The 13,427-nt window shown below is 34.5% G+C and carries 13 protein-coding genes and 1 pseudogene; 12 read left to right on the plus strand and 2 right to left on the minus strand.

Translation table 11 applies throughout. The annotated features are described in order from the left end of the window. The 9 genes from HU235_RS19755 to HU235_RS19795 form a co-directional block, all read left to right on the plus strand. The coding region (locus tag HU235_RS19755; RefSeq protein ID WP_174881325.1) for a helix-turn-helix domain-containing protein at nucleotides 1–969 on the plus strand (969 nt) is incomplete at its 5' end. Nucleotides 970–1,338: 369 nt separating this feature from the next. Continuing rightward, nucleotides 1,339–2,310 (plus strand): ABC transporter permease, encoded by a 972-nt coding sequence (locus HU235_RS19760; protein ID WP_370877257.1) that lies wholly within the window; start codon nucleotides 1,339–1,341, stop codon nucleotides 2,308–2,310. Between the two features lie 16 nt (nucleotides 2,311–2,326). Continuing rightward, nucleotides 2,327–3,223 carry a carbohydrate ABC transporter permease gene (locus HU235_RS19765; protein WP_095303315.1) on the plus strand — a complete coding sequence of 299 codons (897 nt, stop codon included), beginning with the start codon at nucleotides 2,327–2,329 and terminating at the stop codon, nucleotides 3,221–3,223. A gap of 95 nt (nucleotides 3,224–3,318) precedes the next feature. Beyond that, the gene (locus HU235_RS19770) at nucleotides 3,319–4,953 is read left to right on the plus strand and encodes an extracellular solute-binding protein (RefSeq protein WP_174881326.1); all 1,635 of its coding nucleotides are present in this window, start codon (nucleotides 3,319–3,321) and stop codon (nucleotides 4,951–4,953) included. Nucleotides 4,954–5,807: 854 nt separating this feature from the next. Then, the gene (locus HU235_RS24920) at nucleotides 5,808–6,398 is read left to right on the plus strand and encodes a peptidoglycan-binding domain-containing protein (protein WP_212591246.1); all 591 of its coding nucleotides are present in this window, start codon (nucleotides 5,808–5,810) and stop codon (nucleotides 6,396–6,398) included. A 441-nt stretch (nucleotides 6,399–6,839) separates the two neighbouring features. Next, nucleotides 6,840–7,091 (plus strand): hypothetical protein, encoded by a 252-nt coding sequence (locus tag HU235_RS19780; RefSeq protein ID WP_174881327.1) that lies wholly within the window; start codon nucleotides 6,840–6,842, stop codon nucleotides 7,089–7,091. Nucleotides 7,092–7,897: 806 nt separating this feature from the next. Continuing rightward, entirely contained in the window at nucleotides 7,898–8,536 is a 639-nt protein-coding gene (gene xynA / locus HU235_RS19785) for an endo-1,4-beta-xylanase XynA (RefSeq protein ID WP_174881328.1), read from the plus strand. 270 nt (nucleotides 8,537–8,806) lie between these two features. Next, a complete protein-coding gene (locus tag HU235_RS19790; RefSeq protein ID WP_174881329.1) occupies nucleotides 8,807–9,703 on the plus strand; it encodes a formylglycine-generating enzyme family protein in 897 nt (298 codons plus the stop codon). 174 nt (nucleotides 9,704–9,877) lie between these two features. Further along, complete coding sequence (locus tag HU235_RS19795; RefSeq protein WP_174881331.1) at nucleotides 9,878–10,231, plus strand: NUDIX hydrolase; 354 nt, start codon at nucleotides 9,878–9,880, stop codon at nucleotides 10,229–10,231. Nucleotides 10,232–10,415: 184 nt separating this feature from the next. Here the strand turns inward: HU235_RS19795 and HU235_RS25595 are convergent, their stop codons facing one another. Further along, nucleotides 10,416–10,706, minus strand: a complete 291-nt coding sequence (locus tag HU235_RS25595; RefSeq protein ID WP_411828269.1) for a TetR-like C-terminal domain-containing protein — start codon at nucleotides 10,704–10,706, stop codon at nucleotides 10,416–10,418. An 8-nt stretch (nucleotides 10,707–10,714) separates the two neighbouring features. On the opposite strand from HU235_RS25595, the pseudogene HU235_RS19805 reads away from it, so the two are divergent. Further along, a pseudogene (locus HU235_RS19805) lies at nucleotides 10,715–10,924 on the plus strand (SDR family NAD(P)-dependent oxidoreductase); the annotation flags it as partial. A 217-nt stretch (nucleotides 10,925–11,141) separates the two neighbouring features. On the opposite strand, the gene HU235_RS19810 reads toward HU235_RS19805, so the two are convergent. Then, nucleotides 11,142–11,504, minus strand: coding sequence for a winged helix-turn-helix transcriptional regulator (locus HU235_RS19810; RefSeq protein ID WP_095303320.1), 363 nt, complete (start codon nucleotides 11,502–11,504; stop codon nucleotides 11,142–11,144). A 171-nt stretch (nucleotides 11,505–11,675) separates the two neighbouring features. Here HU235_RS19810 and hxlA point away from each other — a divergent pair, with 171 nt between their 5' ends. Beyond that, nucleotides 11,676–12,308 carry a 3-hexulose-6-phosphate synthase gene (hxlA, locus tag HU235_RS19815; protein WP_174881330.1) on the plus strand — a complete coding sequence of 211 codons (633 nt, stop codon included), beginning with the start codon at nucleotides 11,676–11,678 and terminating at the stop codon, nucleotides 12,306–12,308. Between the two features lie 7 nt (nucleotides 12,309–12,315). Then, a complete protein-coding gene (gene hxlB, locus HU235_RS19820; RefSeq protein WP_095303322.1) occupies nucleotides 12,316–12,873 on the plus strand; it encodes a 6-phospho-3-hexuloisomerase in 558 nt (185 codons plus the stop codon). Nucleotides 12,874–13,427: the final 554 nt, after the last annotated feature.

Genomic DNA, 13,427 nt, shown 5'->3' on the forward strand with positions numbered 1-13,427 from the left:
GATAAAATTGTTGCCATCTTTCATTTTAAAAAAGAAGAGAATTCAAGGAACGTTGATGAGATAAAACATATTTTAAATTTACTTATTATCTCATCAGCAAATCTATTTCGAATATCTATATCAGCTTTTATGGGACGGCAATTTCACAATTATCATGAAATTAGCCAATCCTATCATGAAGCAAGGTTAGCTGCAGATTATAATTTTTCTGTATCAAATAAAAGCAAGATTCATTGGTACGAAGACATTATAAAGGAAACGTGTGTTTTTTATTATCCAATGAATCTAGAACTTCGTCTAGTAAATGCACTAAAAATTGGTGAATTATGTGATGTAAAACAAATATTGAACCAAGTTTTTCAAGAGAATTTTTGTGAAAGACAATTATCCCCTATATTAGCTGAGCAATTCCTTATGGAAATTAAATCTACGTTAATAAAAACCTTACACTCTACGATGTACCAAAATTCTAATGAATTACGAAGATTAATGAATCAAGTATTACAAGTTCAACTGAAGTTTGGAATTCAACAAGTATGGAAAGAGTTTGAATTTATTGCAACTGAATATTGCGCGCATGTTAATAAAAGGAAAAAAGAGGAGAATCATCAGCATATTAAATTAATTATTGAGTTTTTGGAAGCGAATTACGGTGACCCAAATCTATGTTTGTATCGAATCGCAGAAGAAATAGGACATCCAGAGAAGTTTGTTTCTCAACTTTTTAAAGAGCATGTAGGGGAATATGTTTCGGATTATATTGAAAAAATCCGAATTCATAAAGCTTCAGAACTTCTCGTTTCTACCGAAATGACAATTGAGGAGATTGCGATGGAGGTCGGATACAATTCTGCCCACTCATTTCGCAGAGCTTTTAAGCGAGTTTTAGATATGACACCTAAGGGCTATAGGCAAGCTGGAAAATTCAATAGGGAAGAAGAAAATAACAGAAGTAAGAACATTCCATAAATACAAGTAGAAGATAAGCTATTTGTTCTTTATGGAATTTTTTTGTTCAGGCAATAAAGTTTAACCTTTACATACAGTGGGAGCACCTTGCGAAGAATTTTTCATTTTTACCTGAATTTGAAAGGAAAAGAACGAATTGTACCTTTTAATTTAAATTGTACCTTTGTCTCTATTCCCTCAATTATAACCTTGCAAGCTCCAAAAATGATAACGCAAAGATAGGTAGTTTCTTTGATATCACATTAACTCTAGATTGTACCCTTCATTTTCAATTGTACCTATCAAAAAGGCAAGAGCTCATGATACATTCTTATCAGCTTAAGCAATCAGTAAATGACAGCGTTTGCAAATTGGATAGGAGTGGTTACATTGAAGGTTGAGGTAACAAATAAGACATTGTCAAGTTCAAATGTCATTCAGGTTAAGTCGTCGGTTTTGGGAAGGGCAAAAAAGTCCTTTAAAAGACATTGGCAATTTTATCTTCTGATTATTCCACCGGTTTTATATTTTGTTGTTTTTAAGTATATACCTATGGTCAATTCTGTCATTGCCTTTAAAGATTATAGTGTCGTTAAAGGGATATGGGGAAGTGAGTGGGTTGGTTTTAAGCATTTTGAAATGTTTTTTAGTAATCCACAATTTTGGGTTCTTATAAAAAATACGTTTTTCCTTAGTTTGTATGGATTAGCTGTCGGTTTTCCGATTCCAATTATTCTAGCACTCTGCTTAAACGAGATTCGAAATGGGATTTTTAAAAAGACAGTTCAACTGATTACGTATGCTCCATATTTCATTTCAACGGTTATCATCGTTTCAATGTTAACGTTAATTTTTTCTCCTAGGCTTGGAATTGTTAATCAGCTTTTGGGATATTTAGGCGTTGAATCCATTAATTTTCTTGGAATGCCAGAAATGTTTAGAGATATCTATGTGTGGTCAGATATTTGGCAGCATGCAGGTTATTCCGCCGTTATTTATTTAGCGGCACTTTCAGGTGTAGACCCATCACATTATGAAGCGGCAAAGGTTGATGGAGCAACTAGATTTCAAAAAATCCTCTACATTGATTTGCCGAGTATCATGCCTGTAGCGACAATCATACTCATCTTAAACGTAGGTAATATGATGGCACTAGGATTTGAAAAAGTCTTTTTATTACAAAACCCTCTTAATCTCTCAACCTCTGAAGTTATTGCAACATATGTTTATAAAATAGGTTTGCTGAATGCTAACTTTAGTTTTGCAACTGCAGTCGGTTTGTTCAATTCCATAATCAATTTAGTTTTACTTGTAGCTGTCAATACGGTTGCGAAAAGAATATCTAAAAACGGTTTGTGGTAAAAAGGGGGAGCGAATCATGCTAGGTCAGAAAAATAAAATTAAAGAATCATTTACCGATCGACTGTTTCTTGCTGGTGTATATATTTTCTTAACAATTGTTTTAGTCATCGTACTTTATCCACTTATCTATATCATCAGTGCATCTATAAGTAGTCCTGGGGCTGTTTCATCTGGAAAGGTTTGGTTATGGCCTGTTGATATTTCTTTTAAAGGGTATGAAATTATCTTTAGTAATTCACAAATTGTAACGGGCTATGTAAATTCACTTCTTTATACTACTCTCGGTACGTTAATCAGTGTGACGTTAACTGTATTGATAGCTTATCCGCTTTCGAGAAAATCATTTTTTGGTAGAAATGCTTTAATGTTTTTTATCGTGTTCACCATGCTCTTTTATGGTGGCTTGATCCCAACGTATCTTGTTGTGAAATCATTAGGAATGATTGATACAAGATGGGCCCTCCTAATTCCTAATGCAATTGCAGTTTGGCAAGTGATTATTGCAAGAACATTCTTTCAAACTTCAATACCAGACGAATTAGTGGAAGCAAGTGAAATGGATGGCTGCAGTGATTTGCGTTTTCTTTGGTCAGTTGTACTTCCTTTAGCAAAACCTATTATCGCAGTTCTAGTTTTAATGTACGCAGTTGGACAATGGAATGCGTATTTTGACGCATTGATTTATTTAAAGAACCAAGATTTGCATCCTCTTCAATTGGTTCTTAGAAATATTATTATTTTGAATACAAACACTGCTGGAATGGAGGCCTCTGAAATGTTAGAAAGGCAACAGCTTGCTGACCTCATGAAATATGCCCTTATTGTTGTGGCAAGTTTACCTGTTATGCTCATTTATCCATTTGTACAGCGCCATTTTGTAAAAGGCATGATGATTGGTTCAGTAAAAGGATAATAGGTGAGAGAGACATAAAGGAGGGGATGCTAAATACTAGGAGTTTTCTTGATTGTGATTCTATTTAATATTATCAAGCAAAGGGGATGATTACATTGAAAAAAACAATAATGCTGTTATTTTCACTGATGCTTATTGTAAGCCTTGCTTTAGCTGGTTGTAGTTCAAATGATAAAACCGATGTGTCTCAACAAGAAAATGGAGATGGACCTATTAAAATTAAAGTGTTTGCACCCCAGAATGCTGAAACAGATCTTGAAACGAACTCCTTTACAAAATTAGCTGAAGAGAAGTTTAATCTTGATTTAGAATGGCAAACAACAACTTTTGATACGACTTCTGCAAGTGAAGTTCGAAATATTGCTTTAGCTAGTGGTGACTTTCCGGATCTCTTTCTATTAATACCTTGGGTAGATCAGTTTTCTCAAACAGACTTACTACGATATGGTAAACAGGGCGTTATCCTGCCGTTAAATGATTTAATTGATAATTATGCTCCGAACATAAAGAAAGTGTTAGAAAATCATCCATATTATAAGTCGATGGCCGCTGCACCTGACGGCAATATTTATGGATTACCTCAATTAAATGAGTGCTTCCATTGTTCATACGGAAACAAATTATGGCTGAATTCAAAATGGATGGAAAAATTGAACCTACAAACACCGTCAACACCAGAAGAGTTAAAAAAAGTATTAAAAGCCTTTAAAACACAAGATCCCAATGGGAACGGTAAACAGGATGAAGTTCCATTAAGTGGTTCTCCTGGTTTAATTGAATCTTCCGTTATTCCGTATTTAATGAATGGCTTTATATATGATGATGCGAGATCGAGATTACTCCTTGAAAATGGAAAGGTTGATTTTGCGGCGAATAAAGAAGAGTGGAAACAAGGGCTAGCTTATATTAAATCCTTATATGATGAAGGGTTAATTGACAAGGGTGCATTCTCACAAAATACGGAGGCGTTACAAAAAACAGGAAATAATGCAGATGCTCAAATTTTAGGAGCAGCTACTTCCATGCATCCGTCAATTTTTGTAACAGAGTCGGAATATCAAAATGACTATGATGCGATCGCTCCACTTAATGGACCAAACTCTGCTTATGCAACATATAATTTTCCAAGCAGTCCAGGGGGGACATTTGTTTTAACGAGTAATGCAAGTGAAGAGGCGCAGATCGCTGCCATTAAGCTTGTTGACTATATGTTTACTCAAGAAGGACAAATTCGAAGCCATTTCGGGGAAGAAGATGTAAGCTGGCGAAAGCCTCAAGAAGGTGATGTAGCCATTGAGGAAGGAGCAGAACCAATTTTAGCACAAATTCCTTCTAAGGAAGGGGAAGAACCTAGAAATGATAATTGGGGATCAATGGCACAATATTATCAGCCGAGGGATTTCAGGGATGGATGGATACAATCGACTGACATTTATTCATCAGCAGGATATGAGCGCAGATTACAGGAAGCTACACATTTATATGAAGGAAAAGAGCCTTCTGAGGTTTTCCCTCATTGGGCAATTTGGATTGACCCTGCAGTTGCAGATGAAGTAGCAATGATTCGGACGAACATCGAGGATTATATCGAGCAGAATTCGCTCCAATTTATTACTGGTTCAAAAGATTTAGAAACAGAATGGGATGCTTATGTCGAAGGTTTTGAACAATTAAATTTAAAACGCTATCTTGAAATTATGCAAGAGTCATATGATAACTCTAATTTATAAGGCTGTGAAATGCTAGGTCATCAATTGAATGAAATACCGATGGTTTCTATCCAAGGAGCAAAAGAACGAGGGGAAGAATACTTACCCCCGAGAGACGAGAAAAGATATACTGAGCACAAAACAAATAATTATTTAATGTAGCACGTTGGTAAGTCGTATACCCTAATAGGGCACGTGTGGCTTGATGAGGGGGTGACCACGTAAGTGGTCACCCTACTCTATTTGTTTACACTAAAGATGCAGAATGGTTGAATATGATTTTGTGAAAAGTAGAAAGAAATTATGACAAAAAAGTTGCAGTTTCAATTACTGGACTTGGGTGTATTTCATTCTAATTCCTCGAAGCATTTTTGTTTCCCCTTGTGGAGTTATTAATACTTGGTAACGATAATAACTAGAGCATAACATATGGCAGTGAAGAAGACGTGTTTTGAAATGAAATTCACAATCTGAACTGTTTTAATTTTTGTATTAAAGATTTTATTGATTAGTTATTATGTACAGCCAAAACCTACTAAAAGTAAAGTGGAATATCCTAATGGTTCCAATAAAGAATGATCCCGATATTAGGCTAAAATTATTAATCACTTTATTTAGTAATCCACCTTCTGTCCACCTTTCTAACATATTTTCAATAACCACAATTAATGAGGCAAAAATTTCTACTGGTGTATATTTCTTAAACTCATTTTTTCGGATGAAAAAAACCGTTAACCAGGGCTTACTCCTTATGTTATTTTATTTTGCTTAATATACATTTTAGATTTAAAAAAAGAAATTGAGACATATTAAGGGTGAGAAGATGAGGTGCCATCTGAGTCATAAAGGCATTTGAAGAGCGTTGTAGAGCAGCAATGGCTCGGTTTAATCTCCCAGTTGAAAGGGTACTTGGTCATAATGAATTCAGTGGAGCTTCTACTGCTTGCCCTGGTATCAATATGAACATGGTTCGTAATCGATTAAAAGGCAAAACAACTACTGTCCAAGCACCAAAAACTGAAGTGAAAACAGAAGTAGTTACGCATCCATCTAAAACTAATCCAACTAGTACTGGTAATAGCTTCATTAAGAAGTTTCAGGATTGGTTGAACAAAACATATAAGTGTAATTTAGTTGTTGATGGTATATACGGACCTAAAACAAAAAAGGTAGCACTTATGGCTTTACAAACTGAACTAAATAAACAATTTGGTGCAGGTCTTAAAGTTGATGGTATTTGGGGGCCTAAAACAAAAGCTGCTATTCGTACTGTATCGAGGGGAGCAAAGGGTAATATAACAAGAATCATTCAAGGTATGCTTTATTGTTTAGGATTTGACCCTAAAGGCTTCGATGGAATTTTTGGAAATGGTTCATATAATGCAGTAATAGCATTCCAGAAGAAGAATAAGTTAGCACAAGACGGTATTGTTGGTAGAAATACTTTCGAAAAAATGTTTAATTAAGGTTAATACAGGATTCCTATTTAATCTTCAAAAATTAAGCCCTCACGTGGATAAGTGAAGGCTATTTCTTTCTGAAGTATTGATTTAATAACTTTCTGCCATAAATCTTAAGGGGAGCATCCCGATACCTGGAAAAGTTATGATACCCACGTACATAATTCAGATTACTAGACCTTGGATCCCTCTAGAAGAATTAGATTCCATCATGCTACTATTAAATATTAATATGCATATAAAAGAATATATTCAGAACGAAAGGTATGATACTTGACTAAAAAGTAAACACAGATTGTTATAATAAATATATCAATTATAATGGGGTGTCTAAAATACTGAAATGTACAGGAAAGCGTTATGATGAATCGTATAAACAAGAAAGGGTAAAGTAGATTCTTGAAAATCAATAGCCTGTCGCACAGGTGGCTAGGGGAATCGAAGTAAATGAAAATACTCTATAGTTGGGTGAAGAAATACAGCCAGCTACCTGATTTCAAAACAGTACAAATATTTCCTAATCTAGAAACTGAGTTAAGAGCCATGCAAAAATATATTCGTGATTTTCGGGAGGAGAATGAAAAAAAGGGATTCACTACTATGCGAAAGACCCTCGGTACTAAACGTCAAAAACCTGAAAATGGTCTTAATCATCATTCATACATAGGTGTTCAATATGCCTCCTACGAATCTCAATGAATATAAAAAAATACAATATGAACGGGAGTATGAGCCGTAAAGGAAGCTGTTATGACAACGCTTGTATCGAGTCCTTTTACGGTGTTCTTAAACATGAGCTTGTATATCAAACCAATTTAAAACAAGAATAGCAACGAAGAAATCGCTAATTCGAATACAATGAGTTCTTCTACAATACTAGACGAATCCATTCAACGTTGGGTCATTATACTCCCAATGATTATGAACGAATGTATAGGAATAATGAGGTTTGATTTTACCTTCATAAAAAAGTTTAGATGGCACTATATTTAAACATTTTTATGGCGGACACTAAACGTAAAGCGCAGTAGCAATATCAGTGTCTATTTACTTGACGTAGTATCAATATGAAAAATAACTTTTTATTTGACAGGCAAAGCACTATAATTACAAATCCGGATGAATTTGCAAAAATAAAAGAGTTAGAAGTTTGTATAGTGTAGTATAATACTAGGTTCCGTATTGGTTCAATATTCCTATAATTTTATAAATTTATACGAAATTGTTCGAATGTGGATTAATTATAGATATTACTCCATCATATTTTGAAACAGGAATTGCGATTCTACAAAAAAAGGATAGGGCTATGGTGGAACAAGACCACTTATAATATAATGTTTTAGGTCTTTGTAATTAAATTACAAATATTCTAAATATTCACTTATAAATTTGTGGTATTATATGAAAGGGACGATCAAAAGCTTGGCGTTAGCAATTAAGTATGTTCTAAATATATAAGTACTACCTCATGTCAATGTCAGAAATAATATTATAGGAGGTATCATATGTTTAAGTTTAAAAAGAATTTCTTAGTTGGATTAACGGCAGCTTTAATGAGTATTAGCCTGTTTACAGCAACCGCCTCTGCAGCTAGCACAGACTACTGGCAAAATTGGACTGATGGGGGCGGAAGTGTAAACGCTGTCAATGGGCCTGGAGGGAATTACAGCGTTAATTGGTCTAATACCGGAAATTTCGTTGTTGGTAAAGGTTGGACTACAGGTTCGCCATCTAGGACAATAAACTATAATGCCGGAGTTTGGGCGCCGAATGGCAATGGATATTTGACTTTATATGGTTGGACGAGATCACCTCTCATAGAATATTATGTAGTGGATTCATGGGGTACTTATAGACCTACTGGAACATATAAAGGTACTGTAAACAGTGATGGGGGTACATATGACATATATACAACCACACGTTATAACGCACCTTCCATTGATGGAACACAAACTTTTACGCAGTACTGGAGTGTTCGCCAGTCGAAGAGACCAACTGGAATCAACGCTACAATCACTTTCAGCAATCATGTTAATGCATGGAAGAGTCATGGAATGAATCTTGGTAGTAATTGGTCTTACCAAGTCTTAGCAACAGAAGGATATCAAAGTAGTGGAAGTTCTAACGTAACAGTGTGGTAACAGATCATTTTTAATCAGGGGTAGCTAACGAGCTGCTGATCGTTCCTTCAGAAAATTTATAATTGTTGTTATTGTGAGTTACTAAAAGGCAACGGTCTTTTAGGAGGAATCCCTATATATGCCAAGGATATGGTAAATGATTATTAATATCGTTAATTATGGGTTAAAAGGCGTTTCCCAATAAGCGAATGGCTTCGGCATTGCTGGAGGTAGAGTATTCTCCATCAGGTTTTATAACTTTCCCTATATGTTTAAAGGAGTAGTATTTAAATGAGAATGCTATCAATTTTTTGTTTAATAGCAATATTTTTTATAGTCAGCGCTTGTTCACAACAGACACCTTCACATAATCCTTCTCCATCAAACTTAAGTCTTAAGCAAAATAAAACTATCTCGGTAGTTGAACCAGATTCTGATAACTTTATACTAGTTAAAGGTGGCACTATTAAGAATAAAAAGTCTAACTTTTATGGAAACGGCGAAAAAATATCGAGCTTTTATATTGGGAAGAATGAGGTAACTCAAAAAGAGTGGACAGAAGTAATGGGAAGTAACCCCTCACAATTCAAAAGCGACAAATTGCCAGTAGAAATGGTAAGTTGGTATGACGCTATTGAATACTGTAATAAACGCAGTATCCAGGAGGGTTTAAAACCCTATTACAATATAATCAAGAATAAGAAAGACTCTAATAATAAAAGTGAGTACGATAATTTAAAATGGACAGTAACGATCAATTCGGGATCTAAGGGATATCGATTGCCGACAGAAATAGAGTGGGAATATGCCGCAAGTGGAGGACAGATGAGCAAGAATTACACATATAGCGGTAGCAATAATGTAAATGAAGTAGCATGGTATTGGAGGAACTCTGGTGATAAGTACTTATCAGGTAATTGGAACTGGCCTGCAATAGAAAATAACCATGGTAAAACAAAAACTGCGGGTCTAAAAAATCCCAATGAGTTAGGACTTTACGATATGTCTGGTAATGTAAGGGAATGGTGCTGGAATTGGTACGGAGATTCACAAAGTGGTTCATGGCGGGTTACTAAAGGAGGAGGTTGGATTGGCGGAGAGAGCAGCGTCCAGATAGATTTTTCAGGAAAGTTTGATCCAAATGGAATTGGCCCAGACCAAGGTTTTCGTGTAGTTCGAAGTAAATAAAGATATCATGAGTATTGAAAGGAATACTCAAACCATTTTTGTAAATAGTATATAAATCTTGAACAGAGGATGCTCCAATAATTATTTGGGACTCCTACTTTTTTTACACAAAACTTTTTTTCGCGTAAAATATCAATAATTCAAACGGGAGATATGAATAAAAAACGATCATCTATGAGAGATAGAAGCTCGGTGGTAATAATAGAAAATGAGAAGGTTGTATTAATTCAAAGAAATAGGGATGGTTCTATTTATTATGTTTTCCCTGGTGGTGGAATAGAGAATGATGAAACACCAGAAGCTGGAGCCAAAAGAGAAGCATTAGAGGAATTAGGGGTTGAAGTAAAAATTAATGAGTGCATTTCAGAAGTTGAATTCAACGGGACTCAATACTTTTTTCTGTCTGAAATTATTTCTGGAGCTTTAGGAACTGGACAAGGTGAGGAATACATAGATAAAAATAAAGATAGAGGAACGTACTTGCCAATGTGGATAGATATAATAAGTTTATCCTCTATTGATGTATGACCGACCGAAGTTGCTATAAAGATTCAATCCCTATTAAATTGACAAACCTCAAAAAACAAGGGAACTCATAGAGAATATGGGGTTCCCTTTTAATATTAGAAAAATCAACAGTATTCTTTAACATAGCTTTTTTAATAGATGAGTATATTTACATATATTGAGCAAACTACTTTAGGTGGTAACTTCAATCCATTAGCCTTTCACCCTTATTTCCAATATATTCGAATGAGTATATATGTGTTTTTGTTAAATCAATGACTTCTTTGGTAAATTCCTCTAGGGATTCTTTAAAATCATTACGAATCCAATTTTGAAGAAGCCCATAAAATCCATAAGCTGTATAGCGTTTAAAATATTCCATATTAACTGTTATATTGTTTATTGTTTCGAAAATAAATTGTTCTTTATAGATTTTTAATATTGTTTGAGGAAACTGTATATGTAATTCTGGTAATGTATCATTATATTTAATCAGTTCAAAAGATTAATCTAACTCGTTCACTTGCACTTGAATATGCAGAACAAAATATTCGTATAAACGCATTATGCCCAGGCTTCATTGATACACCAATTATACCAGAAGAGGACAAGTCAGCTTTAGCTGCGCTCACACCATTATAACGATTAGGTAAAGCAGAAGAAATGGCAAAAGCAGTATTATTCATGGCCTCTGATGATTCTTCATATGTATAAAACTGAAGCATGTAAGCAATTCGAAGCTAAAGGGGTAGTGTCAGGAATATGCGTATTTACAACGCTAAGTCTATTTTCCTGATACTACCCCTTTTAATTCTGTTTCTATAAGTTAGTGTAATTTCTGCTCTTTAAATACACATTAAAAAACTCGGTTAATAATGATTAAGTGTGGTAAGTTAATATTGTCTTAAAGCATAAAAAGAAACTTTTTCTACTAAGTGGCTGATTTATCTTCAGTTTCCTTTTCCAATACGTTCTCAATATAATCTTTGCCCCATTCATACATAGCATCTAAAATCGGTATTAGACTTTTTCCATACTTAGTCAATGAATATTCAACTTTAGGTGGAACTACAGGATAAACTTCTCGATGGATTATTAAATGAGCTTCAAGTTCGCGTAATTGATTAACAAGCATTCTTTGGGTAATACCCGGCATAAGGGATTTTAATTCACCAAATCGTTTAGTTCCTTCTTTGCCTAGATGCCATAAAATTAACATTTTCCATTTACCGCCAATCACTGAAAGTGTCAATTCCTTTTCACAGTTAAATGTTTTCTCCCCTAAATTTGGCACTTGATTCACCTCCCCCTTATTTTAGCCAATAGTATACTTTTTAGCACTATATGCGATAAAAGTGCGTACTTTTAATTCAATAACATACTCAGTATACTAAGGAACGTGCTAGCGAGTAAATAGCTTTTCAAAGCATCTTAGTACAATATAAAATTATAAGGAGAGAAAAAAATGAAATTACAATTAGCATTAGATCTCGTCGATATTCAGGGAGCTATTGAATTAGTAAAAGAGGTAGAAGAGCATATTGATGTTGTAGAAATTGGTACACCTGTGGTGATCAATGAAGGTCTTAGAGCAGTGAAAGAAGTAAAAGCTGCATTTCCTAACTTAACCGTATTAGCAGACTTGAAAATTATGGATGCAGCCGGATATGAAGTAAGCCAAGCATCTGCTGCAGGTGCTGACATCATTACGATTCTCGGCACTGCAGAAGACGAGTCAATTAAAGGTGCAGTAGAAGAAGCTAAAAAACAAGGTAAACAAATCCTTGCTGATATGATCGCTGTGAAGAATATTGCAGCCCGTGCAAAAGAACTAGATGAACTTGGTGTTGATTATATCTGCGTCCACACAGGTTACGATCTTCAAGCTGTTGGAAAGAATTCTTTCGAAGACCTTTCAACCATCAAAAGCGTTGTTAAAAATGCGCAAACTGCCATTGCAGGTGGAATCAAATTAGAAACACTTCCTGAAGTAATTAAACAACACCCAGATTTAGTTATCGTAGGTGGGGGAATTACGAATAAAGAAGATAAAAAAGCTATAGCACGCAAAATGCAGAAATTAATTAAACAAGGTTAATTCAACTATGAAGACTACTCAATATTTAGCCGAGGTCGTTCACGAATTAAGTAAAACGGTCCACTTAATTCATGATTCAGAAGCAGAAAAGTTAATAAACCAGATTTTAGAATCCAAGAAAATCTTTGTTGCAGGTGCAGGTAGATCTGGATTGATGGGTAAATCTTTTGTAATGCGAATGATGCACATGGGGATTGATGCCTATGTAGTTGGGGAAACAGTTACTGCAAATTTAGAAAAGGACGATTTATTAATCGTTGGTTCAGGATCAGGAGAAACCAAAACCTTAGTTGCCATTGCTGAAAAAGCTAAAAGCTTAGGAGGTACAGTCGCAGCTATAACCATTTCTCCTGAATCAACCATTGGAGAGTTAGCAGATATTATTGTTAAATTACCGGGAGCAACAAAAGATCATTCTGAAGGTGATTATAGGACCATTCAACCAATGGGATCTCTATTTGAGCAAACGATGTTGTTATTTTATGATGCCTTAATTTTACGTTTTATGGAGAAAAAAAACTTAGACTCTAATAAAATGTATGGTAAACATGCTAATCTCGAATAGAGTAAAATATACAAAAAGGCCACATTTTTTATTTTGTGGCTTTTCTGTATATTACGATTTATTTTCTAATGTAAAAGATAAAAAAATCCATTATTCCATTAAATAGCCTATATTTTGGTAGCTTCCTATATAATGAAGCTCTTGAGATATTGGTAATATCACAATTCCTTCCTTATACAACTTTATTGCATAATGGTTATTTTTTTCAAAAAAAGTCCATTAACGCTTTGTGACAGGGTTGATCCTCTAATTCGCATGGTTTTTCCCATTAAAAGTAAATTAGAGTGATGAACAGCAAGCACGCTTTTATTATCAGTACTCACCTTATCACCTAAGAGGGGTATGTATTTTACTAAATACAGTTTCCTCCCCTACATTATTTTGAAGCGTCCCCAAAAAGTTAGACACACTATTTATTTAAGTAACTATTAAAGTTTGAATTTGGTAAGGTTTAATTGAGAGTTGGATAATTATGTTATTATAATAAGTGATATTGGGGGGATATAAATGAAGTTTTTCATAAATTTTTTGCCTTTGCTTTTAGTGATTATAGG

Origin of the sequence: Metabacillus niabensis (assembly GCF_902829255.1) — a bacterium.
GTDB lineage: Bacteria > Bacillota > Bacilli > Bacillales > Bacillaceae > Metabacillus > Metabacillus niabensis.

Bases quoted from the DNA above. Each gene is read 5' to 3' on its own strand.
- hxlA (WP_174881330.1), top strand. From the start codon at position 11,676: ATGAAATTACAATTAGCATTAGATCTCGTCGATATTCAGGGAGCTATT.
- HU235_RS24920 (WP_212591246.1), top strand. From the start codon at position 5,808: ATGGCTCGGTTTAATCTCCCAGTTGAAAGGGTACTTGGTCATAATGAA.
- HU235_RS19765 (WP_095303315.1), top strand. From the start codon at position 2,327: ATGCTAGGTCAGAAAAATAAAATTAAAGAATCATTTACCGATCGACTG.
- xynA (WP_174881328.1), top strand. From the start codon at position 7,898: ATGTTTAAGTTTAAAAAGAATTTCTTAGTTGGATTAACGGCAGCTTTA.
- HU235_RS19780 (WP_174881327.1), top strand. From the start codon at position 6,840: ATGAAAATACTCTATAGTTGGGTGAAGAAATACAGCCAGCTACCTGAT.
- hxlB (WP_095303322.1), top strand. From the start codon at position 12,316: ATGAAGACTACTCAATATTTAGCCGAGGTCGTTCACGAATTAAGTAAA.
- HU235_RS19795 (WP_174881331.1), top strand. From the start codon at position 9,878: ATGAGAGATAGAAGCTCGGTGGTAATAATAGAAAATGAGAAGGTTGTA.
- HU235_RS19790 (WP_174881329.1), top strand. From the start codon at position 8,807: ATGAGAATGCTATCAATTTTTTGTTTAATAGCAATATTTTTTATAGTC.